This window comes from Acinetobacter sp. FY731 (assembly GCF_059515905.1).
In genome coordinates, this window is the sequence record NZ_JCAKNB010000001.1 from 182174 (window position 1) to 205642 (window position 23469).

The following is a 23469-nucleotide window of genomic DNA, read 5'->3' on the forward strand; positions in this document are numbered from 1 at the left end:
ACATGACCGTAAAAAACATGACCAAAAAACAAATTCATACGTTTTTTGAACGGTTACGTGAACAGCGCCCCAACCCAAAAACCGAGCTCAATTATTCAAGCCCTTTTGAACTTTTAGTTGCTGTTACTTTATCTGCACAAGCGACAGATGTAAGTGTTAACAAAGCAACCGATAAACTTTTTCCTATAGCAAATACACCCGAAGCAATTTATGCCCTCGGTGTAGATGGACTTAAGGAATATATTAAAACCATTGGTTTATATAACTCTAAAGCAGAGAACGTCATTAAAGCCTGTAAAATGCTCATAGAGAAGCATAACAGCGTAGTTCCGAATAACCGTGCAGACTTAGAAGCATTGCCCGGTGTTGGACGTAAAACAGCAAATGTGGTGCTAAATACTGCATTTGGTCAACCAACTATGGCAGTAGATACACATATTTTCCGTTTAGGAAATAGAACGGGGTTAGCTGTAGGAAAAAATGTTCTTGAAGTTGAACATCGGTTGATAAAAGTAATTCCAAAAGAATTTATTATCGACTCACATCACTGGCTTATTTTGCATGGTCGTTATTGTTGTATTGCACGTAAACCCAAATGCAATGAATGCATCGTGTCGGATGTCTGTAATTGGCCAGATCGCTTTGAATTTGGTGCAACACGACCTATTAAAATTAAAAATATAGATGCTTAAAAGCATCTATATTCTTATCTCATCTTATTTTTTCTGTTGTTCTTTTAATTTTGGATGAAGCTCATATTCTTTTCGCTTATTACGATTTTCTAACGCCTCTTCTTTCTGCGTTTGTCGCAACATTTTAAAGCTCACATATAGCAAGCCCAGAAGTACGATTAAACACACAATCGCCAAGATGATTAAACCAACTTTAAGCAAAATTTAGCCCTCAATATTCAATTCAATAAAAAAGAGCCCCAATATGACTTAGGACTCTTTTCTTGTCAAAACAATTAAAGATTTTAAAATCTAAATTATTTTGATTGATCTAAGATTGCGAACAAATCAGTTTGCACTTCTTCAATTGGACGTAAACCGTTCAATTTATCATAAGTTGGTGCATTTTCACCTGATGCAGCACGACCTTGATAGAAACCAACAAGTTGTTCAGTTTCTGTATGGTACGAACCTAAACGACGACGAATTGTATCTTCTTGGTCATCTGGACGTTGAATAAGCTCTTCGCCAGTTTCATCATCTTTACCTTCCACTTTTGGTGGATTGTAAACGATGTGATAAACACGACCCGATGCAGCATGTTGACGACGACCAGAAAGACGTTGAACAATTTCTTCATCTGGAACATCAATTTCAATCACGTGATCGATATTAATACCTTCTTGTTCCAACGCCTCAGCTTGAGGAATCGTACGAGGGAAACCATCAAAAATACAGCCGTTCACGCAATCTGGTTGAGCAATACGCTCTTTCACAAGACCAATGATAAGTTCGTCAGAAACAAGACCGCCATTGTCCATTACGCTTTTAGCTTTAAGACCTAATTCAGTACCTTCACGAATTGCAGCTCGGAGCATATCACCGGTTGAAATTTGTGGGACATTGTAGCGCTTACAGATCAACTGAGCTTGAGTACCCTTACCTGCTCCAGGTGGTCCTAGTAAAATAATGCGCATAAATAAACATCCTCATTTAACAATGTACATGACGCTTTAGGTATGGCGAACACCAAGATTCGTCATTAGATCAGCATCGAATTATAAAAAAGCCACAAACAAATGTATTAAACCAGCAATAAATCCGGTTACACCACCCAATAAAATCAAAATCCATTCGTCTTCCTGAAAAGCAGGACGTAACAGGTTCTGAAACTCTTTCGGGGTCAACTCACGAATACGGTCTCGAAACATTTGAAAGATTTTCTGTGCACGGCTCGCATTGAACGCTGGGTCGCTTACAGGCACCATCGTAATTTCAATTGAGCGATCGATCAAGTCCGTCTTAAGTTTTGCGTATTCTTTTGGCCCTAAAGAAAGTTGTAAAGACGTACGAACTAGAGGCGTATCCATTATTTCATTGATATGTCGTTTTACAATGCGACGGGTTTTATCTTTTTTTCCGCCATACATCATTTCAGACATAATCGATTTTAATGTAATTAAATCCTCTGTCACTACGCTTGCAAACACATCTGAAACTTCTTCTTGACGCTTCATAAATGCCCCTTGGATATTATAGGTTCCTATACGTGGAACAATAGGTTTAACCCAAGGAAATTTATGATTTTTGGTTCTTTCAAAAAACTGAGGATAACGCACATAATGCGGTTCCAATGGATTAAACACCATCCAAATTGCAATCCAGTTTGTTAAAAAACCCCAAACAGATGCCCAAAATGGCACTGTCCAATGCCATGGTATCACAAACCATACAACCATTTGAAAAATACCAAACACAATTCCAATTAAAGCACTGATATGCCAAATGAAATTAATCTCTTTCTGTCCTACTTTTAAGAACATACGAACCATGAGATTACGGTCGTTTTCCATTTGGCTAACAACCATTTCACGCATATCTACAAGCAATTCTACATTCAAAGTTAAATCGACTACCAAGTCCTCTAAAACGCCTGGTAATTGTTTATTTGCTTGAGCATAAATACGGCGTTTAATGGCATAAGGCATGTTTTCCCAAAGTATCGGATTTCGATCCATCATGACTTCATCAATCAAGTATTCCAGTTCATGTCCAACTTGTTGACCAATAATATGCGCCATATCTTTAGGATCCATTGCATCCAAAAACTCTTGCAATGAACCTAATTTAGACAAAGTATTGTCTGTAATAATTCCTGAAATACGCCCTGCTTTACGTGGCACAATCCCTTGCCAACCAACAGGAATAGAACCTATATGGAACCCCCAAAACTGAATAGGGAAAAACACCATTTTAAGTGCCATCCATACATGTGCCCAAGTTACAAATGCTGTGACAGGAATAATACTCAACACCGCCCAAAAATCTGGACGTTGCAAAAATGTTTGCCACAACTGATGAATGTACTCAAGCATGCATAAATTCCATATATCTTTCCATTTATAAGATTTTAAAAACCCAATAATTTTCTATTGTGTCTATTCAGTTATAACAACAATATTAGAAAATTGTATTTCCGAGCTAAAATCTTTAACCACATCCTTATGCTAACCCATTAATATAAACTTTCTCGTTATTTATTTCTTTAAATCCGAATCAACTCAATTACTTAACATTTTTTGCTCAGCTTTCTCAGTCTTTCCACTTTAAAAATTTTATATAAGTATAAATATCATAACTGTTTTTTTGTGATTCAGTTAAACCACAATTGCTCATAAATAGAGCATCCACTTTCTTTTCTTTGCTATTTATGCAAAAACAACAGTATTTATATATTACCCTTGAATACTTAACAATAAATTAACTAGAAACAAAGTGTCTTAAACTCCACTTCTAATATTCAAAAATTTCTTTTTTATTTATCAAAAACAGATAACTACAATACTTCTACTTTAATATTGCATAGTACAAATATCTCAAAAATCTTTTTCATAGCAAATGTATCAGAATTACCGGCAATTCAATAGACACCCTTTCCCAATTTCTATGTCTTTCAAGTCAACTCTTTTTCTTGAGATTATTTATATTTAAATAGCCATGCTTCTAGCGCAATTCAACTTGAGTTGCGCTAGAATAAGTATCAAATCTTTTATCCTACAGACCTAAGTACACTGCGTATGAAACAGAACTTTCCATTAAAAAATGTTCAACAAGAAAAGCGCATATTTCGCAATCGTGTTCTAGTTTCTGTAGGTATTGTCAGCTTTTTCCTTTTGTTACTTGTTGCGCGCTACGCGTATTTACAAATATCAAGCTTTGATGAGTTCTCAACAGCATCAGATAAAAACCGTATACGTCTGCAACCCTTAGCTCCAGCGCGTGGTTATATCTATGATCGTAATGGTGTACTTTTAGCAGACAACTACCCAGTCTTTTCTGCAACATTAAGCCGAGCCGATATAAAAGATATTGATGAAACTATCGAACGCTTAACACCTATTTTAGAACTCACACAAGAAGATATAGATCGTTTTAAAAGCCGCATTAAAGTTTCACGTAAAACAGAACGTGTAGTCATTAAACTTAATTTAAATGAAACTGATATTGCTCGTTTTAGTGAAGTTAAATTCCTGTTTCCTGGTGTAAATATTGAAACACAAATGACCCGTTACTATCCGCATGGTGAACTTTTTGCCCATGTCATTGGTTATGTTGGTCGTATTAACGATAAAGAATTAAAAGACATCGATAAAGATGCTTATGCGGGAACAAACTTAATCGGGAAAATTGGTGTAGAAAAATCTTATGAAGATTTGCTTCACGGTGTTCCCGGTAATGAATCTATTGAAGCAGATGCCCATGGTAATGTACTCCGCCATTTAGGACGTAAAGACCCTATTCGCGGCAACGATTTATATTTATCACTTGATTATGGTTTACAAACCATTGCAACAGAACAGTTAGCAGGTCGTCGTGGTGCTATTGTGGCGCTTGATCCTAAAACAGGTGAAGTTTTAGCACTCGTTTCTAGCCCAAGTTTCAATCCGAATTTATTCGTTACAGGTATCAGCTCTAAAGACTATTCCGAACTTCGCGATAATTTAGATCAACCCCTCTACAATCGAGCTGTACAAGGTGCTTATCCTCCAGGTTCAACCATTAAACCTATGTTTGGTTTAGGTGGTATTCACTATGGACTTATCGATTGGCAAACAGCGATTCAAGACCACGGTTACTTCAATCTTCCAGGCGATAGCCACCGCTTCCGTGACCATAAAAAAACAGGTCATGGTGTTGTAGATCTACATAAAGCTCAAGTTGTTTCATGCGATACATTCTTCTATGTTCTATCATATAGAATGGGCATTGAAAAAATGAATACATGGATGCGTCAATTTGGCTTTGGTGAAAAAACAGGGATTGACCTGCCAAGTGAAACTTCAGGCTTATACCCGAGTCCTGAATGGAAGCTTCGCACACGAAAAGCAAAATGGTTACGTGGTGAAACGATTTCTGTCAGTATTGGACAAGGTGCTTTTACAGCAAGCCCATTACAACTAGCAATGGCAACCGCAATTACCTCTAATCAAGGGGCACATATTACCCCTCATGTTTTACGTGAAAGTAAAGGTGCTAAACCTTATACCGTTCGCAATGCAACAGATGGAATTATCCCATTCAATGGCAAACCTGAAGACTGGGTTAAAATGCGTGAAGCAATGGTCGATGTTGTTAATTCAGGTACTGGTCGAGGCATTCGCACACCTTTTTATGATATTGCAGGTAAAACAGGTACTGCCCAAGTTAAAAGTATTGCCCAAGGTAAAAAGTATAACGAAGCTTTACTGACAGAGCGTCAACTTGACCATGGTTTGTTTGTAGGTTTCGCACCTGCTGAAAATCCACAAATTGCAGTTGCTGTAGTGTGGGAAAATGGTCGTCATGGCGGTTCTGCGGCGCAACTTGCCAAACCACTATTCGATTATTGGATTCTTACACGTAAAAAGAATCCAATTAAGCCAGCTGAAGGACAAATGAGCGGTGGTTTAATGACAGCAGGGATTAAACCAAGTGAATTACCAAGTGGTAATAATAGTACAACAGCAAGCACAACCAATACATCTGCAACAAATACGCCTGCTTCCTCTCCTAATAATCATCCAATCAATTCACAGGCTGCTTCGCAAGCAGTAAGTGAAGAGTAATTTAAAGATATGAAAAACCAATTACGTATTATTGGTGGTGAATGGAAACGTCGCCAACTCCCTTTTGCAAGCATTGATGGTTTACGCCCCACTCCTGATCGTGTTCGTGAAACACTTTTTAATTGGCTCATGTGGGATATTCAAAACTCGAATGTTCTAGATATTTGTGCAGGCTCAGGTGCGCTTTCTTTTGAAGCTTTGTCCCGTGGTGCTAGCCAAATTGTAATGATTGAACCAAATACTCAACAGGCTAAATTTTTAAAAGACAATCTAGAACTTTTAAAAGTAACCAATCAACATGCAAAACTTAAAATTGCAACAGCACAGCACACACTACCATCTCTCAAAGAACAGTTTGATGTTGTTTTCCTAGATCCTCCTTATAGTTTAAATTTATGGGAAGAGCTCGCAATATTGGCAGATCCCTTAATTAAAAAAGATGCTTTTATTTATATTGAAGCCGATCGTGATTTATCACAATTAAAACTCCCAACAAGCTGGATTCAAATCAAAAATACCAAAGCTGGTACTGTTCGAGCAGGCTTATATCAAAAAAATACAGATTAAAAAAAAGGATGCCTAGGCATCCTTTTTTATCCTCTCTACATTAACGAAATAGTCTTTGTCTATAAGATCCATCTTGTTTAGATTGAGAAGAGTTCCACTTCGTTCTATTGTGTGTCGGCTTATTTCTTTGTTCATTTGACTTATCTACTCTATGTGCTTGAGAGCCATATATAGTAGGTCTGTTCTCTTGAAAATGAGGTTTGTTCTGATTAGGCTTTTGATGTTGAGGACGATCATTCGGTCGATAATTAGGTCTGTAATTAGGACGATGTGTATTTCCATTATTCCAATATGGACGATCAGGTGAACTATGAGTTCCTGAATAATGTGGGCGATCATCGTATGGCGCCATTACACAGCCTGTTAATGAAAATCCAATTACAGATAACAACATTATTTTTTTAATCATGTGAAATGCACCTCAATGCTTATATTCAAATTATGAAATGCACACATGAATAGATCAGGGACTAGTTGTTTTATTTGTGTAGGAATTCATTCATATTTTGCTCATATTATGCAGAGCATATATTGAATAAACATAAGCAAAACCTAAATAAAACCTAACAATTTAAACAAGATAACCTAAAATCAGAATCAACATTTTTATATTATTAATATGACATTACTTCTCTTTTTTATTGGTTCTGTAATTGCTGGTTTTGTACAAGGCTTAACAGGTTTTGCCTTTGGTTTAGTTGCTATGTCCTTTTGGGTTTGGGTTTTAGCACCTCAACTTGCAGCACCATTAGTCGTTTTTGCATCGTTATGGAGCCATATTATTTCCTTAACAAGCGAAAAGAAAACGTATAAATTCCAAAAAACGTTAGTTTTACCTTATATTTTAGCGGGTTTAATTGGCGTACCTATTGGCACATGGCTACTAGATTTAGTAAAGCCTGAACTATTTAAATTAATACTAGGCTCCTTTTTAATGATTTGGAGTCCATTGATGTTGTTTAACCCTAAAATTACCATTATTCAAAATGCAGGAAAACTTGCCGATAGTTGTATTGGCTTTATTGGTGGTGTGTTAGGTGGATTAGGAGGTTTTAGTGGTGCATTACCCTCTGCATGGGTCATGCTTAAAAACCTAAATAAAGATAAACAACGCTACATTATGCGCCACTTTAATTTTGCCATTCAGATTTTTGCAATGACCACATATTTAATTAAAGGAAACCTGCATCATGAACATTTACCTTATCTTGCCATTTTAGTTTTTAGCGTCAGTATTCCTGCCATTTTAGGTGCTCAATTATTCTATAAAATTTCAGAAAGTCATTTTAAAAAGATTGTACTTAGCCTGTTATTTACTTCAGGCATTTTTATGTGTTTAAGCCTTTTTTATAATTACTTTTAAAATCTTTTAGACCAAAAAAAACGAACCACTTGCCCTCTATCATACGGAAAGTTAGATACATATTCATAGCCAACTTTATGAGCTGGATCTAGCTTAAACTCCATCCCATAACCAAAAGAAATAGCAAAATCATCAATACCAATATGACTTGCTTGTCCTGCCATAAACTTATTGTGAGCACCATCGAATCGGTATGCCGTATTATTATAAATTCGCATGCTATCACCTTCATAAAAATTATTTTTTATGAAGCTATAATCTCTTTGTTCTTCCTCATACTTATCTACACTTTCTTTTTGTTCCTTTTCTTCCATTTCAAATATTGTTTCTTTTTTATCTTCTACATTTATATTTTCATCAGATGCTTTTAAATCCAAAGCAAGCAAACCAATAAAAAATAAAATGAGATATTTTTTCATATCATCCTCATTGAAAGACCTAAGTGCATTTGAATACCGTCATTTAAGCAGTTTATCTGTTTTATACTAAAAAAATCATGCAAAAATCAAAATTTCCTAAACTCTATTTTTAAAAAAATAGCTATAAACTGCCTAAAACCTGCCAAATTTAATATTTTTTAATCACAAAACAATGAATTGATTGAAAAAAAGGCAATTGATTAGAAATACACTTGCCAAGTTTTATTTCGTCCTCTATTATTGCGCACATGCCCGAGTGGTGAAATCGGTAGACACAGGGGATTTAAAATCCCCCGCCCACAAAGCGTGCCAGTTCGAGTCTGGCCTCGGGCACCATTCTTCTACTTCGAAGATGGTGCAATAAAACTTCCAGCTATATGCTGGTTTTTTTATGTCTGAATTTTAGTAAAACATAATAATACTCAATAAAAAAGAGAGTGTATTACCACTCTCTATTTGCAACCAATTCTTCCATTTCTATCTCCATATATCCCTCATCTTGCACCACCATCATCATTGATTCAGCAATATAATCTGCAGCGGTATCATCCAAAGATGAGTCCAAATCCTCAAACTGTGGCTTCATTTTATTGATTTCCACAATTGTTTCATGGGCAAAATGATAAATATCATGTTCAGATAAGTTTGGTTTCGCTACTTTTTTAGCAAATCGTTCAATGTGTTGCTTTACCTCAGCAACTAAAATATCTGGGTAATACACATCATCAAACATAGGGAGAAGTAAATCGTTAAACATATCTAAGCTCAATTTTGTAGCATTATTTAAAAACCGAGCTTATATAACACATACTGATACATTAACCAAACCTTATATCGATATAGTGCTTATTATCCATATATATTTTTACTCTTTATTATTTCCATTACTTTTACACAAAATACACCTCCCCCCCTCACAAAAGTCTAGACGGTACTCAATACCGCCTAGTACTAGCTAAAAGTTAAATGCTTGATTGCATTTTCAACCATACATTTAATGCATCACTTGTTGCTTTTACATCATGAACACGTACCATTGATGCCCCTTGCTGCACAGACATTAAATGTGCTGCGACAGAGCCCACCACTCTATTTTGAGCATCCGCACCACCTATGGCTTCACCAATAAAGCGCTTACGAGATAATGCCGATAAAATCGGGTACCCCATTTCACATAACAAATAAAACTCATTTAATAATTTCAGGTTTTGTTGTGCATTTTTAGCAAAACCAAACCCTGGATCAATCATAATATTTTCTTTTCGTACACCAGCATTTAAAGCATCATCAACACGTTGTGTTAACTCCGTAATCACATCTTCCGTGACGTTATCGTACTGATCCAAATTATTCATTGTTGTAGGTTCACCACGCATATGCATAATAATCACTGGTATATCCAATGCTGCCGCTGTTTCTAACGCATTCGGGCGTGTAAGTGCACGTACATCATTCCAAATATGCGCACCAGCCTGAATAGCTGCTTTAATCACTTCTGGTTCTGATGTATCAATAGAAATCACAACGTTATGTTTAGCAAGTTCTGCAACAACTGGAACAACTCTTGCGATCTCTTCTTCTATAGCAACCGCTGATGCTCCTGGTCGTGTAGATTCCCCACCCACATCGATTACTGTCGCACCATCACTTATCATTTTTAATGCATGTGCGATTGCTGCATCTTTACCATTATGCCGACCACCATCACTAAAGGAGTCAGGTGTCACATTTAAAATCCCCATAACATGAGGCTGAGATAAATCCAAACTCAACTGACCACATTTTAAGATTTTATTAGGTAAAGGCATCAATTTCATTAGTTAACATCCTATTTCAATCTAAGATTATTCTAGCAATTCAGCTTAAAGAATACTGAAATCTTCCATCTTCAGAACAAAAAAAAGAGCCTCATTCGAGACTCTCTTTTATTTTAACAAACAACTTAAGCTTTTGGTAAAGGCTCTATTGATGGTAATGGTGGTGGAGTTGTAGGACCATCCGTTGGAGTTACATCAATCACAGGATTGTCTGCAACATAAACTTTTGGTGGCTGTGGCTCACGACCTTCCATAATGTCACGAATCTGGTCACGATCAATCGTTTCCCATTCCATAAGCGCTTTAACCATTGCATGTGCGATATCTTTGTTATTTTCTAAGATATCACGAGCAACTTTGTACTGTTCATCCAAAATACGACGAACTTCACGATCAACTTCAAGTTGAGTTGTTTCAGAAATTGTACGACTACCAATACTACCCATAAATGATTGCTGAGAATCATCTTCGTATACCATTACGCCCATTTTGTCAGACATACCGTACTTCGTAACCATTGCACGTGCCATTTTTGTTGCACGCTCAAAGTCATTTGAAGCACCAGTCGACATTTGGTTAATGAATACTTCTTCAGCAATACGACCACCAAACAAAATTGAAAGTTCATTCAACATTTTGTCTTTATAATGGCTCGTTTGGTCATGTTCAGGTAACTGCCAAGTTACACCTAAAGCCCAACCACGCGGCATAATTGTTACCTTATGCACAGGGTCAGTACCTGGTAAAATTTCAGCAACAATCGCATGACCTGCTTCATGATAAGCCGTAGCACGACGTTCTTCTTCTCGAATCACCATCGATTTACGTTCAGGTCCCATGTACAACTTGTCTTTAGCATCTTCAAAGTCATGCATATCGACAGTATTCTTGTTACGACGTGCAGCAAATAATGCAGCTTCGTTTACAAGATTTGCCAACTGTGCACCAGAGAAACCTGGTGTACCACGTGCTAGAACTTGAACATCCACACCTGCAGTTGAAGGCAACTTTTTCAAGTGAACATTCAAGATTTGCTCACGACCTTTAATATCAGGCAAACTTACCATCACTTGACGGTCAAAACGACCCGGACGAAGCAATGCTTTATCAAGTACGTCTGCACGGTTCGTAGCAGCAATAACGATAATACCTTCATTACCTTCAAAGCCATCCATCTCTACAAGCATTTGGTTTAATGTTTGCTCACGCTCATCATTACCACCACCTGTACCCGAACCACGATGACGACCCACTGCATCAATCTCATCAATAAAGATGATACATGGTGCATGGCGTTTTGCTTGTTCGAACATGTCACGCACACGAGATGCACCAACACCCACAAACATTTCAACAAAGTCAGAACCTGAAATACTAAAGAATGGTACCTTTGCTTCGCCAGCAATAGCTTTTGCAAGCAAAGTTTTACCTGTACCAGGAGGACCAACCATCAACACGCCTTTAGGAATAGTTGCACCTAAACGCTTGAATTTTGATGGGTCTTTTAAGAAATCTACAATTTCAACAACTTCTTGCTTCGCTTCATCACAACCCGCAACATCTGTAAATGTTACTTTGATTTGGTCTTCTGAAAGCATTTTAGCTTTAGATTTACCAAAACTCATTGGGCCATTTTTACCACCTGCACCGCCACCCATGTTGCGCATAAAGAACATGAATAACAAAATGATTAAAAGTACAGGAAAACTCGCAATAAGAAGCTGCATCAACAAACCTTGACGCTGAGGAGCAGTACCCTCAACAACAACTTTGTTTTTGATCAAGTTCGGCATAAGTTCAGGATCTTGAACAGCCGGACGAATACTCTCAAATGATGAACCGTTTACTTTTTCACCACTAATTCTTTCGCCATCAATGGTAACTTGTTTAATTTGACCAGCATTTACCGCAGCCACGAACTCTGAATAGTTCAACGACGTTGGTTTTTCATTGCCATTAATGTTGCTGAAAATAAGAATCAGCACACCAAGTATAATCAACCACAATACGGCATTCTTGAAAAGATCGCTCAAAGCTTTATTCCCATATCAATCTAATTTGATCATGCCCAATTGGGTGACCTTTCATTTCAAAACGCTGAAAACCAGCTACATAAATCATTAAAAAGGTACAAAATGCACAATTTTTAAGGACTTGGCAAGTAAACTTTACTTAGATGCTTTTTTTAGCCCTTGTCCAATCAAGAAAACCTCTTTTGAACGAGCACGCGAAGCAGCAGGTTTAGACGTTTTTAACACTTTAAAACTATCAACAACTTGCTTACGGAATTCATCAAAACCTATCCCTTGGAAAACTTTTACCACAAATTGACCCTTAGGTCCCAGTACTTTGTTGGCAAAATCGAGGGCAAGTTCACATAAATAAATTTGGCGCGGTTGATCAACAGCCTTATTACCTGATGTATTGGGGGCCATATCTGAAATTACAACGTCTACTTGGCGTCCATCTAAAATTTTTAACAATTCTTCAAAGACAGCTTCTTCTCGAAAGTCTCCCTGAAGGAAAGTTACATCAGGTAAAGCATCCATTTCTAAAATATCAGACGCAACAACAATACCTTTACTGCCAACTAATTTACCGGCAATTTGCGACCAACTTCCTGGAGCAGCACCTAAGTCGACCACAACCATTCCTGGTTTAATGATCTTATATTTTTCTTGCATTTCAAGAAGCTTATAAGCTGCACGAGCACGGTAGCCTTCCTTTTGTGCTCTTTTCACAAATGGGTCGTCTAAATGCTCTCTCATCCAATCACGACTACTTTTAGATAATTTTTGGTTGGTAATGCGTGTAGCCATAACTCTCTAATAAATTAAATCTTCTTAACACTCATTGTACGTGAAAAAAATCTGTCATGCAGTATACATCTGTATCTAAATCTAGACTTTGTCCTCGTTTTTTTCAATCATACAGATCGCTTAAACAAAAAAATCATAAATACATGATTATTCAGAATTTTATTTAAACACCTAAAGACCACAATAACCAGTAGTTAACGAATAACCATCCTTTTAAAAGAGTAATACATAACGTACACCCCTCAATAGACCTAAAATATTCTATTGAATAAATGTTTATTCACTCTGCAGAATTTACAGCGATTAAGTAAGCAATTTGTTATACTAGGGTGTTTTTTAATTTAGGTTATTTTTATGGCGGCTTTATCAATTCAGGAACGTAAGCGTTTACGTCAAATTGGACATGCTTTAAACCCAGTTGTAATGGTTGGTGATAAAGGCTTATCAGAAAGCGTAATTGAAGAGCTAAACCGTGCTTTAAATGATCATGAACTTATTAAAGTTAAAGTAGTTGCTGAAGATCGCGAAGCGCGTTCTGCTTTAATTACAGAACTTTCTGAAGTTTCAGGATCTGAAATTGTACAAACGATTGGTAAAATTGCATTACTTTATAAAAAAGCTGCAAAACAAAACCAAAAGCTTTCTAATCTTGTTCGTCATGCACATTTAGGTAATTAATTTTTAACTTATGGCAAGTTATGACCTTAGTGCTTTTGATCGCCGATTTCAGGCAATCTCCCTAGTTGGCGCAATTGAACAACAAAGCCCATTTAGTTTAAATGTCGGCTTTTGGTTACGTGATCCTAATCAATTTGTTCAATGGCCAGACCTAGTTTCTGCGCATCCTCGTGTTGATTTCCTTTGGGAAAATACCTGCTATGAGATTTTTATTGGCGTAAAAGGTGAAGATTTCTACCGTGAAATTAACCTCTCGCCTTCTCAAGCATGGCAAGCATATCAATTCGAAGAATATCGCTATCCAGAGGATATGCCTCCTCAAGTTGCTGAAGACATTGAGCTAAATCAACTTAAACGCACCCATTATGGTTTAAATGTAAGCTTAGATCTAACTGAATTTATGTTAAAACATAAGCTGAAATGGGATGACTTGTTTATTGGATTAACCGCTGTGTTAAATACATCGCAAGGTCATCAATATTATGCCATGCAGCATAGTAGCCCAAATGCCGATTTCCACAATAAGCGAGATTGGTTACATCAGTTTTAAAATAAAAAAAGCAAAAGGTATTTACCTTTTGCTTTTTTTATATCTGAAATTTAAACCTCACCTAAAATAAAACTATTCTTAGCTTTTTTGTGGTGTCACTTTTGTAGAGCTTAATTTTAAAGTGTCTGGAATAACCTTCTTCCACACCTCTAAAGTATGTTCTTTTGAGCGTTTTAATGTTTCCGTTAAGTGATCTTTGTGCTTAAAAGAAATTTGATTAACATCTTCTTTTAACTCTTTACCCAACTTAGATAAATCTTCAATAACAGCATTAAATTCAGTTTTTACAAAATCTTTGAACTCAAGTAAATCTTTTTGTGAAGCCCCCATTTGTTCTTTCAAATTATCAAGCTTCTGTATTAAATCTTGCTTTAACTGTTTTAGCTGTTCTTGAATACTACTATTAAATGCTACTACTTCTTGATTCATTTTTTCTTGAGTTTCCTCAACCCGCTCTATTGTTTGTTTTTTTACCTCAATCGCTGTTTTTTTAAGCTCCCCTGTACCCTCTAAAATTGTTTCTTTAGGTTTAGTTTGAGTAGGTGCTTTTTTTTGACGTGCTACCATTGTTATCCCCTCATATTATTCGTTATTTATTAAAAGATTATTCCAGTTTGATAAAATTTAAGTTCTGATTTGTCTAACAATTATTATTTGCTTACATTTTTGCTTGTACGCTCAAGAAATAAGCCAACACCCAAAATGCAAGTGATTTATCTTACTTATTCACAACAAATAGAATGGACTTTTGACGGTATTGTCCGTATAATGCCGTGTTAAGTTCAAGCGAGCAGACATAGGAGGGTAGGTTTAAAAAATAGCCTTCCTTTTTTTTCGTCTTCTCGCTTTTTTACAGCCTAAATTTCAGGAGCTTTGGTTTGAGCACCCCAGCAATTTTAGCCCTTGCCGACGGAACTATCTTTAAAGGTACTTCTATTGGCGCATCGGGTAGTACGACTGGTGAAGTCGTTTTTAACACTGCCATGACTGGCTATCAAGAAATTTTGACTGACCCAAGTTATGCACAACAACTTGTGACTTTAACTTACCCTCATATTGGTAACACTGGTTGCAATGATGAAGATGCTGAGTCAGGTCGAATTCATAAAGTATGGGCGAATGGTTTAATTATTCGTGACCTTCCTTTACTGCACAGTAACTTCCGATCAACGCAATCTCTTGGCGACTATTTAAAAGAACACAATGTCGTTGCAATTGCAGATATCGATACCCGTAAACTTACACGTATTTTACGTGATAAAGGCGCGCAGAATGGTTGTATCCTTGCTGGCGAAAATATCACGGCAGAAGAAGCTTTAGAAAAAGCTCGTGCATTTGGTGGTTTAAACGGTTTAGATCTTGCAAAAGAATGTTGCGACCCTGAAGGTTTCCAATGGACTGAGGGTTCTTGGACACTTGGTCAAGGTTTCTCTAAACCTGAAGCTAAATTCCATGTTGTTGCATACGATTACGGTGTCAAAACCAACATCTTACGTATGCTCGCAGACCGCGGTTGTAAATTAACTGTTGTGCCTGCGCAAACTCCTGCTGCTGACGTGCTTGCATTGAATCCAGATGGCGTATTCTTATCGAATGGCCCTGGCGATCCAGCTGCATGTGACTACGCAATTGAAGCTGTAAAAACAATTGTTGAAGATGCTCGCAATGTACCTGTATTTGGTATTTGCTTGGGTCACCAAATTCTTGCACTTGCAAGTGGCGCTAAGACAGTGAAAATGCCTCACGGTCACCACGGTGCTAACCATCCTGTACAAAATATTGAAACCGGTACAGTGATGATTACTTCACAAAACCATGGCTTCGCAGTAGATGCAGATACTCTACCTGCAAACCTAAAAGCTACGCATAAATCTTTGTTCGATCAAACTCTTCAAGGGATTCATCGTACAGACAAACCTGCGTTCAGTTTCCAAGGTCACCCAGAAGCAAGCCCTGGTCCACATGACTGCGCACCATTGTTCGATCATTTCATCGAACTTATCGAAGCATCTAAGAAGTAATTAAGGAAGCATCATGGCTAAACGTACAGACATTAAAAGCATCTTAATTATTGGTGCGGGTCCGATTGTCATCGGTCAAGCATGTGAGTTTGACTACTCAGGTGCTCAAGCATGTAAAGCGCTTCGTGAAGAAGGCTACCGTGTTATTTTGGTAAACTCTAACCCAGCGACCATTATGACTGACCCTGCAATGGCAGATGCTACGTATATCGAACCAATTACATGGCAAACTGTTGCAGCAATCATTGAGAAAGAACGCCCAGATGCTGTTCTTCCTACAATGGGTGGTCAAACAGCATTGAACTGTGCCCTTGCCTTAGACGCAAATGGTATCTTAGAAAAATTCAATGTTGAATTGATCGGTGCGACTAAAGAAGCGATCGAGAAAGCGGAAGACCGTAAACTTTTCGATATCGCTATGCGTAAAATTGGTCTTGAATGTCCAAAAGCTGACATTGCTGAGTCAATGGAAGAAGCTTTAGAAATTCAAGCACGCTTCGGTTTCCCTGTCATTATCCGTCCATCATTTACAATGGGTGGTTCTGGTGGTGGTATTGCATACAACCGTGAAGAATTCCTTGAAATTTGTGAACGTGGTTTCGATCTTTCACCAACCAAACAATTATTGATTGATGAATCTTTAATTGGTTGGAAAGAATACGAAATGGAAGTTGTTCGTGACAAAAACGACAACTGCATCATTGTATGTACCATTGAAAACTTTGATCCAATGGGCGTACATACAGGTGACTCAATCACTGTTGCTCCTGCTCAAACGCTAACAGATAAAGAGTTCCAACTTTTACGTAATGCTTCTTTAGCAGTTTTACGTGAAATTGGTGTAGAAACAGGTGGTTCTAACGTACAGTTTGGTATTTGCCCAAATACAGGCCGTATGGTTGTGATCGAGATGAACCCACGTGTATCTCGCTCTTCTGCTCTAGCATCTAAAGCAACTGGTTTCCCTATTGCGAAAATCGCTGCAAAATTGGCTGTAGGTTACACGCTTGATGAGTTGAAAAACGACATCACTGGCGGTACAACTCCTGCATCATTTGAACCTGCGATTGACTACGTTGTTACTAAGATTCCTCGTTTCAACTTCGAGAAATTCCCACAAGCTGATGCAACACTTACAACTCAAATGAAGTCTGTAGGTGAAGTAATGGCAATTGGTCGTAACTTCCAAGAGTCTGTAAACAAAGCACTTCGTGGTTTAGAAGTGGGAGCTTGTGGCTTCGATGAGAAAATTGAAGTAGGTACTGAAGGCGCTCGCGAAAAAATTCTTCAAGAACTTAAAGTTCCTGGTCCAGAACGTATTTGGTACGTTGCTGATGCATTCCGCCACGGCTTTACTTTAGATGACGTGTTCAATGCAACTAAGATTGACCGTTGGTTCTTGATTCAAATTGAAGACATCATCAAAACTGAAAATGAAATCAAAACTTTAGGTTTTGGTGATTTAAGTGCAGATAACATTCGTTCGTTCAAACGTAAAGGTTTATCTGACCTTCGCATTGCGAACTTGATGGGTATTTCACAAAAACAATTCCGTAAACACCGTTGGAACTTAGGCGTAATGCCAGTTTACAAACGTGTAGATACATGTGCTGCTGAATTCGAATCTGATACAGCTTACATGTACTCAACTTACGATGAAGAGTGTGAATCTAACCCTTCAGCAAAAGATAAGATCATGGTTATTGGCGGTGGTCCTAACCGTATTGGTCAAGGGATCGAGTTCGATTACTGCTGTGTACACGCTGCCCTTGCAATGCGTGATGATGGCTATGAAACAATCATGGTGAACTGTAACCCTGAAACGGTTTCTACAGACTACGACACATCAGATCGTTTGTACTTCGAACCAATTACTTTGGAAGATGTACTTGAGATCGTACGTATCGAGAAGCCGAAAGGCATTATCGTTCAGTACGGTGGTCAAACTCCATTAAAATTGGCTCGTGCTTTAGAAGAAGCTGGTGCGCCAATTATTGGTACATCTCCTGACGCAATTGACCGTGCAGAAGACCGCGAACGCTTCCAACAAATGATTCAACGTCTACAACTTCGTCAACCTAACAACAGCATTGTAAAATCTGCTGAAGAAGGTATGGCTGAAGCGTCTAAAGTAGGCTACCCACTTGTTGTACGTCCATCTTACGTACTTGGTGGCCGTGCAATGGAAATCGTGTACAACGATGACGAACTTAAACGCTACTTACGTGATGCGGTTCAAGCATCAAACGAAGCACCTGTTCTTCTTGACCGCTTCCTTGATGATGCAATTGAAGTTGACGTAGACTGCGTATCTGACGGTAAAGACGTTGTGATTGGCGGTATTATGCAGCACATCGAACAAGCAGGTATTCACTCAGGTGACTCTGCATGTTCTATTCCGCCTTACTCTCTTTCTAAAGAGATTCAGGACGAAATGCGTCGTCAAACAGTTGCTATGGCAAAAGAGCTTGGCGTAATTGGTCTAATGAACGTTCAGTTCGCTGTTAAAGGCGATGACGTTTACATTTTAGAAGTGAACCCACGTGCATCACGTACTGTGCCGTTCGTATCTAAATGTATCGGTGAATCTTTAGCGAAAGTTGCAGCTCGTTGTATGGCAGGTCAATCTCTTGTGTCACAAGGTTTCACATCAGAGATTATCCCTGAACACTTCTCTGTAAAAGAAGCAGTGTTCCCATTCAACAAATTCCCTGGTGTTGACCCTATTCTTGGCCCTGAAATGAAATCTACAGGCGAAGTAATGGGTGTAGGTAAAACATTTGGTGAAGCATTCTATAAAGCAGTTTTAGGTGCTAACGAGCGTTTACCAGGCCTACCAACAGAAGGTGAAACTAAACACGCATTTATCTCAGTTCGTGACTCAGATAAACCTCGTGCAGTTGCAATTGCAAAACAACTTATCGATTTAGGCTTCAAGATTCTTGCTACCGATGGTACATTTACTGTTATCAACGAAGCTGGTCTTGAGTGTGAACGTGTGAACAAAGTGACTGAAGGTCGTCCTAACATTGTGGACCGTATTAAAAACGGTGAAATCCACCTTGTGATTAATACGACTGAAGGTAAACAAGCTCAAGAAGATTCGTTCTCGATTCGTCGTTCAGCACTTCAAGGTAAAGTGTATAACACCACTACTTTGAATGGTGCAGAAGCTGTATGCCAAGCATTAGCAATTAAATTGCCTATGGATGTGTACCGTTTGCAAGACCTTACTAAAGGTTAATTAAGTTACCAAGAAGTCCTGCTACCTCTTGGTGGCAGGACTTTTTTTCATTTATAGATCAATATTTTATTGGTTTAATTTTCTTACAAATTTGAGGGACAACAATGCAACGTTATCCTATGACTCCTGAAGGCAAAATTGCCTTAGAGAAAGAGTTACAGCAACTTAAGAGTGTTGATCGTCCACGTATTATTGCAGCTATTGCTGAAGCACGTGAACACGGGGATTTAAAAGAAAATGCTGAATATCACGCTGCTCGTGAACAGCAAGGTTTCTGTGAAGGTCGTATTCAAGACATCGAAGGCAAATTAGGCGCAGTTCAAGAAATTGATGTAAAAACTCTTGAGCAAAATGGTCGTGTTGTTTTTGGCGTAACTGTAACGATTGAAAACCTAGATACTGAAGAACAAAAAACTTATAAAATTGTGGGCGATGATGAAGCTGACTTTAAAATTAATAAGATTTCTGTAAATTCACCAATCGCGCGTGGTCTTTTAGGTAAAAATGAAGGCGACGAAGTGAAAATTGTCACTCCACAAGGTGAAGTTGAATACGAAATTGTAAAAGTTGAGTATATCTAAGCTTTAAAGCAAGATAACACAGCTATCCAAAGCCCCTCTTATGAGGGGCTTTTTGTTATAAATCAAAAGAAAAAATACTATAGAAATCTCTTAAAAATGTTTATGCTTTTATGGACTAAATACAAAATGAATCAAAACTTAACATGCAACTTATTTGGTTTCGACAAGATTTAAGAATTCATGATCACGCTGCCTTATGGCATGCGCGTCAGGCAGGTTCATGTATTACCCTTGTGGTTTTATCTCCTACACAATGGCAAATTCATAACGATGCACCCATTAAAATTGATTTTTATTTAAGACAACTACAACAATTAAAAAACCAACTTCAGCAAAAAAATATCCCATTAATGATAATAAATACAGACTATTGGGAAAATTTAACACCGCAAATTTTAGCGCTATGTAAGCAACATCAAATTACAGCCTTACATGCCAATATTGCATTGGGAGTAAACGAGTTAAAACGTGATGCTCAAATTCAAAATACACTCGAAAAAAATGGTATTCGTTTTGAGTTATATCACGACAGAACAATTTTTCCTGTCGGTTGCATTCGTAATAAAAGCGGACAACCTTATCAAGTATTTGGTGCATTTAAAAAACAGTGCTATGAAAAACTCAGCATAAGCTTGCCACAATGCTATCCAGCTATTGAAGCTCAAACAGTGCTCCATACCCATACCGATTTTGAACATCTGCTTCCAAACTTTCAATCAATCTACCCCAATATCAATATCTCAAAAGAACAACAATCCCTTTGGCAAGTTGGAGAAAAATATGCATGGGAAATGCTCGATCAATTTATTGCAGATCAAGTTGAGCATTATCATATAGAGCGAGATTTTCCCAATTTAAACAGTACAAGCAAACTTGCAGCCTATTTAAATATCGGCATTATTTCTATTCGCCAATGCTTACAAGCCTTATTCCGCCACAGTCATAGCTATATGGAATTTGAAAATAACGGACAACAGATTTGGTTAGATGAGCTGCTTTGGCGTGAGTTTTATCAACATATTTTGTTCGATTATCCCCGCGTGTCAAAACACTTGCCGTTTAAGTTAGATACGCAAAGAATAGTCTGGCGAAATGCTCCTGAAGATTTAATAGCTTGGCAAAATGGTCAAACTGGCATTCCTATTGTAGATGCAGGCATGCGCCAACTGCTTGCAACAGGTTGGATGCACAATCGAGTACGCATGATTTGTGCAATGTTCTTAACCAAGAATCTGTTGATTGATTGGCGACTTGGTGAAGCCTGGTTTATGCAACATTTAATTGATGGCGACTTAGCTGCAAATAATGGCGGATGGCAATGGTGTGCATCTACAGGAACGGATGCTGCACCTTATTTCCGTATTTTTAACCCTGTAAGCCAATCGCAAAAGTTTGATGAAAATGGCGATTATATTCGTACATGGATTCCTGAACTTTCACATTTAGATGCCAAACAAATTCATGAACCTTATGCGAAAAATCCACAATTAGATTTAGAGTATCCTAAACCTATTGTAGATTTAAAAAGCAGTCGTGTTCGTGCAATTGATGCCTTTAAGCATTTAACTTAACTTCGGCTATAATGGCTTTACGCTTATTCTTTGATTGCTCTTATGGCTGAACCTTTAATCAATTCCCCTGTTAAGCATTGGTGTGAATTCGAATTTATTTCTAAAACTGTGAAAAATCCAAACATTCACATTAAGGGAAACTATTCTTATTATTCTGCTTATTGGGATCAGGGGTTTGAGCGTTGTGTTGTGCGTTATTTGCATGACAAGCCTTCTACGCCTGAGAAGCCAATTGATCAGCTTTATATTGGCAATTTCGTGTGTTTTGGGGCGGAGTGCGTAATTATGATGGGTGGTAATCAGTTACACCGTACAGATTGGATTTCGGCTTTTCCTTTCGACACACGAAGTTTTGTGCCTGCGGGCGACACTGTTATTGGCGATGGTTGTTGGATTGGTTCTCGTGCCATGATTATGCAAGGTGTGACGCTTGGTGAAGGAGCTGTGGTTGCTACAGGTGCTGTTGTAACGAAAGATGTGCCGCCTTATGCTGTTGTGGGTGGCGTGCCTGCAAAAGTGATTAAGTACCGTTTTCCTAAAGAAGATATAGAAAAACTGCTTTCTCTAAAGTTGTATGATTTAGATGAAAAGCAGTTTTTAAAGATGCGTGAGCAATTGCAAACAGATGATGTGGATATTATCTACACATTCCTTAGAAAATTAGGAAAAATCAATTAACTTTTCCCAGCTATTTAGAGGCCAATCTGTATCTAATATTAGTTCTGTAGGGAACATCTGAAAATTACTAAAAAAACCCTCCTGTTTTTTAAACTTAGATATTTTATTTAGTAAATCGCTTTGAAAGTATTGAGAGAATATGAGTTCAATTAAATTTTCTTTTTCAGCCCTCTTTCCAAACTCCTCACATAACTCTCGATCCAATTGCTCTAATTCATTAGGCAATTGTGTTTCAACAATTTTATATAAATCCTTCTTAATTACATCAAGAGAACTTTTTTCTAAGATTGAAGGATTAAAGATTAGATATACAAGAAAATAATCTTTGTATTTGTCATCAAATTTCAACAAAGAAAATTGATTTAATATTTTACGTAGTTGTCTCGTATTCTTATTATGATATTCAAACAACACTGAAATAAATCGCATTAATCCCATTTCAATATTGTATAATCCAATTTTATCTAATATATTTTTTACACAATTTTCGATGTATTCTTGTTCTGTATAGTCACGATTAATCACTAATCTTAGGCGAATACTAAAATCAATAAATTTATCTAGATATTCCTCTCCCAAATTTTCATCATACCCATAGCTATGACAAACCACTTTTGAAAATTGAGTTTTATCCATTACTAAAACAAAAACAATATTTTTGATATCAAAGAAATGTTTAATACGCTCAATTAAACGAATAGCAAAATCAGGACGGCAACGGTCTAATTCATCAATAATAAAAACCAATGGCTTATCTAAACTTTCTGCTAATTCAGACAAAGTACTTTTAAATGCTAATAATGAGTTTTTTTCTTCTTCATAAGTTTCTATTTTATTTTGAATAGCTTCAGTGACTTTTTCTCCAATGTTATCCGTCACTTTATCAATTGCATCATCAAGCTTATCCGTAATCTTCTCACTATCAACTTTTATAAAAGGAATAATTCCACCTGTTATTGCACAACTAATCATAGATGCAATTAATGTTGGTGCTATTGTGAGTAAACCTTGTTGCATTACAGCCGCAGCTTTCTTAAATTTGTGAACTAATTTTTTATCTGCTGTTTTATCTAGCTTAGAAGCAATTTCTGATGCAATAACTAAAAAAGGATCATCCAAATAATCATTTGCAAAAGCATCTAAATAAATAACATTATGATTCGTATCATCTAAATGTTTAGCCCAATGTCTTACAAACCAAGTTTTACCTTCACCCCAACGCGCATCTAATGCTAAAACAGCACCACATTGCAATCGATCTACATACTTTGTAAGTTGTTCACCTAAACGCTTACGATCCCATAAATCGCCTTTCCAAGCTTCTTCAATATTTTCAAAATTGTCTTTATCCCACTTTAATTGATCATTAACCATTTTTATTCATT

At 37.3% G+C, this 23469-nt stretch carries 22 protein-coding genes and 1 tRNA gene; 12 read left to right on the forward strand and 11 right to left on the reverse strand.

The window, feature by feature from the left end:
- The first annotated feature begins 2 nt into the window (after positions 1-2).
- Positions 3-692, forward strand: coding sequence for an endonuclease III (gene nth, locus AC5YC8_RS00950; protein ID WP_496163254.1), 690 nt, complete (start codon positions 3-5; stop codon positions 690-692).
- Between the two features lie 24 nt (positions 693-716).
- Here nth and AC5YC8_RS00955 read toward each other — a convergent pair whose 3' ends face one another.
- The 3 genes from AC5YC8_RS00955 to AC5YC8_RS00965 form a co-directional block, all read right to left on the reverse strand.
- A complete protein-coding gene (locus AC5YC8_RS00955; RefSeq protein ID WP_496117599.1) occupies positions 717-893 on the reverse strand; it encodes a hypothetical protein in 177 nt (58 codons plus the stop codon).
- A gap of 95 nt (positions 894-988) precedes the next feature.
- Entirely contained in the window at positions 989-1648 is a 660-nt protein-coding gene (gene adk, locus AC5YC8_RS00960) for an adenylate kinase (RefSeq protein ID WP_496117597.1), read from the reverse strand.
- Positions 1649-1729: 81 nt separating this feature from the next.
- Positions 1730-3046, reverse strand: coding sequence for a hypothetical protein (locus AC5YC8_RS00965; RefSeq protein WP_496117595.1), 1317 nt, complete (start codon positions 3044-3046; stop codon positions 1730-1732).
- Between the two features lie 702 nt (positions 3047-3748).
- Between AC5YC8_RS00965 and mrdA the strand changes: the two genes are divergently transcribed.
- Both mrdA and rsmD read left to right on the forward strand, forming a co-directional pair.
- On the forward strand, positions 3749-5776 hold the full coding sequence (gene mrdA, locus AC5YC8_RS00970; protein ID WP_496163255.1) for a penicillin-binding protein 2: 2028 nt from the start codon (positions 3749-3751) through the stop codon (positions 5774-5776).
- 9 nt (positions 5777-5785) lie between these two features.
- A complete protein-coding gene (gene rsmD / locus AC5YC8_RS00975) occupies positions 5786-6343 on the forward strand; it encodes a 16S rRNA (guanine(966)-N(2))-methyltransferase RsmD (RefSeq protein WP_496117591.1) in 558 nt (185 codons plus the stop codon).
- 40 nt (positions 6344-6383) lie between these two features.
- Here the strand turns inward: rsmD and AC5YC8_RS00980 are convergent, their stop codons facing one another.
- Positions 6384-6752: a hypothetical protein gene (locus AC5YC8_RS00980; protein ID WP_496163256.1), complete on the reverse strand. Its 369-nt coding sequence runs from the start codon at positions 6750-6752 to the stop codon at positions 6384-6386.
- A gap of 210 nt (positions 6753-6962) precedes the next feature.
- Between AC5YC8_RS00980 and AC5YC8_RS00985 the strand changes: the two genes are divergently transcribed.
- A complete protein-coding gene (locus tag AC5YC8_RS00985; RefSeq protein WP_496163257.1) occupies positions 6963-7706 on the forward strand; it encodes a sulfite exporter TauE/SafE family protein in 744 nt (247 codons plus the stop codon).
- Here the strand turns inward: AC5YC8_RS00985 and AC5YC8_RS00990 are convergent.
- Positions 7703-8125: a hypothetical protein gene (locus AC5YC8_RS00990; protein WP_496163258.1), complete on the reverse strand. Its 423-nt coding sequence runs from the start codon at positions 8123-8125 to the stop codon at positions 7703-7705. The two genes, AC5YC8_RS00985 and AC5YC8_RS00990, sit on opposite strands and share 4 nt — an antisense overlap.
- A 250-nt stretch (positions 8126-8375) precedes the next feature.
- On the opposite strand from AC5YC8_RS00990, the gene AC5YC8_RS00995 reads away from it, so the two are divergent.
- Positions 8376-8461 (forward strand) — tRNA-Leu (locus tag AC5YC8_RS00995).
- A gap of 106 nt (positions 8462-8567) precedes the next feature.
- Here AC5YC8_RS00995 and AC5YC8_RS01000 read toward each other — a convergent pair.
- The 4 genes from AC5YC8_RS01000 to rlmE form a co-directional block, all read right to left on the reverse strand.
- Complete coding sequence (locus AC5YC8_RS01000; RefSeq protein WP_496117583.1) at positions 8568-8882, reverse strand: DUF5713 family protein; 315 nt, start codon at positions 8880-8882, stop codon at positions 8568-8570.
- Positions 8883-9087: 205 nt separating this feature from the next.
- Positions 9088-9942: a dihydropteroate synthase gene (folP, locus tag AC5YC8_RS01005; RefSeq protein WP_496163259.1), complete on the reverse strand. Its 855-nt coding sequence runs from the start codon at positions 9940-9942 to the stop codon at positions 9088-9090.
- Positions 9943-10067: 125 nt separating this feature from the next.
- Positions 10068-11975: an ATP-dependent zinc metalloprotease FtsH gene (gene ftsH, locus AC5YC8_RS01010; RefSeq protein WP_496117579.1), complete on the reverse strand. Its 1908-nt coding sequence runs from the start codon at positions 11973-11975 to the stop codon at positions 10068-10070.
- Between the two features lie 135 nt (positions 11976-12110).
- Positions 12111-12761 carry a 23S rRNA (uridine(2552)-2'-O)-methyltransferase RlmE gene (gene rlmE / locus AC5YC8_RS01015; protein ID WP_496117577.1) on the reverse strand — a complete coding sequence of 217 codons (651 nt, stop codon included), beginning with the start codon at positions 12759-12761 and terminating at the stop codon, positions 12111-12113.
- A gap of 354 nt (positions 12762-13115) precedes the next feature.
- Between rlmE and yhbY the strand changes: the two genes are divergently transcribed.
- Both yhbY and AC5YC8_RS01025 read left to right on the forward strand, forming a co-directional pair.
- Positions 13116-13439, forward strand: a complete 324-nt coding sequence (gene yhbY, locus AC5YC8_RS01020; RefSeq protein WP_496117575.1) for a ribosome assembly RNA-binding protein YhbY — start codon at positions 13116-13118, stop codon at positions 13437-13439.
- Positions 13440-13449: 10 nt separating this feature from the next.
- Positions 13450-13989: a DOMON-like domain-containing protein gene (locus AC5YC8_RS01025; RefSeq protein WP_496117573.1), complete on the forward strand. Its 540-nt coding sequence runs from the start codon at positions 13450-13452 to the stop codon at positions 13987-13989.
- A gap of 78 nt (positions 13990-14067) precedes the next feature.
- Here AC5YC8_RS01025 and AC5YC8_RS01030 read toward each other — a convergent pair whose 3' ends face one another.
- Positions 14068-14556, reverse strand: coding sequence for a hypothetical protein (locus AC5YC8_RS01030; protein WP_496163260.1), 489 nt, complete (start codon positions 14554-14556; stop codon positions 14068-14070).
- 311 nt (positions 14557-14867) lie between these two features.
- Between AC5YC8_RS01030 and carA the strand changes: the two genes are divergently transcribed.
- From carA to AC5YC8_RS01055, 5 genes are all read left to right on the forward strand, one after another.
- Positions 14868-16010, forward strand: coding sequence for a glutamine-hydrolyzing carbamoyl-phosphate synthase small subunit (gene carA / locus AC5YC8_RS01035; RefSeq protein ID WP_496117571.1), 1143 nt, complete (start codon positions 14868-14870; stop codon positions 16008-16010).
- A 13-nt stretch (positions 16011-16023) separates the two neighbouring features.
- On the forward strand, positions 16024-19254 hold the full coding sequence (gene carB / locus AC5YC8_RS01040; RefSeq protein WP_496163261.1) for a carbamoyl-phosphate synthase large subunit: 3231 nt from the start codon (positions 16024-16026) through the stop codon (positions 19252-19254).
- 104 nt (positions 19255-19358) lie between these two features.
- Positions 19359-19835, forward strand: coding sequence for a transcription elongation factor GreA (gene greA / locus AC5YC8_RS01045; RefSeq protein ID WP_496117567.1), 477 nt, complete (start codon positions 19359-19361; stop codon positions 19833-19835).
- A gap of 143 nt (positions 19836-19978) precedes the next feature.
- Positions 19979-21406, forward strand: coding sequence for a deoxyribodipyrimidine photo-lyase (gene phrB, locus AC5YC8_RS01050; protein ID WP_496163262.1), 1428 nt, complete (start codon positions 19979-19981; stop codon positions 21404-21406).
- A gap of 42 nt (positions 21407-21448) precedes the next feature.
- A complete protein-coding gene (locus AC5YC8_RS01055) occupies positions 21449-22084 on the forward strand; it encodes a CatB-related O-acetyltransferase (RefSeq protein WP_496163263.1) in 636 nt (211 codons plus the stop codon).
- Here AC5YC8_RS01055 and AC5YC8_RS01060 read toward each other — a convergent pair.
- On the reverse strand, positions 22067-23458 hold the full coding sequence (locus AC5YC8_RS01060) for a KAP family P-loop NTPase fold protein (protein WP_496163264.1): 1392 nt from the start codon (positions 23456-23458) through the stop codon (positions 22067-22069). The two genes, AC5YC8_RS01055 and AC5YC8_RS01060, sit on opposite strands and share 18 nt — an antisense overlap.
- Positions 23459-23469: the final 11 nt, after the last annotated feature.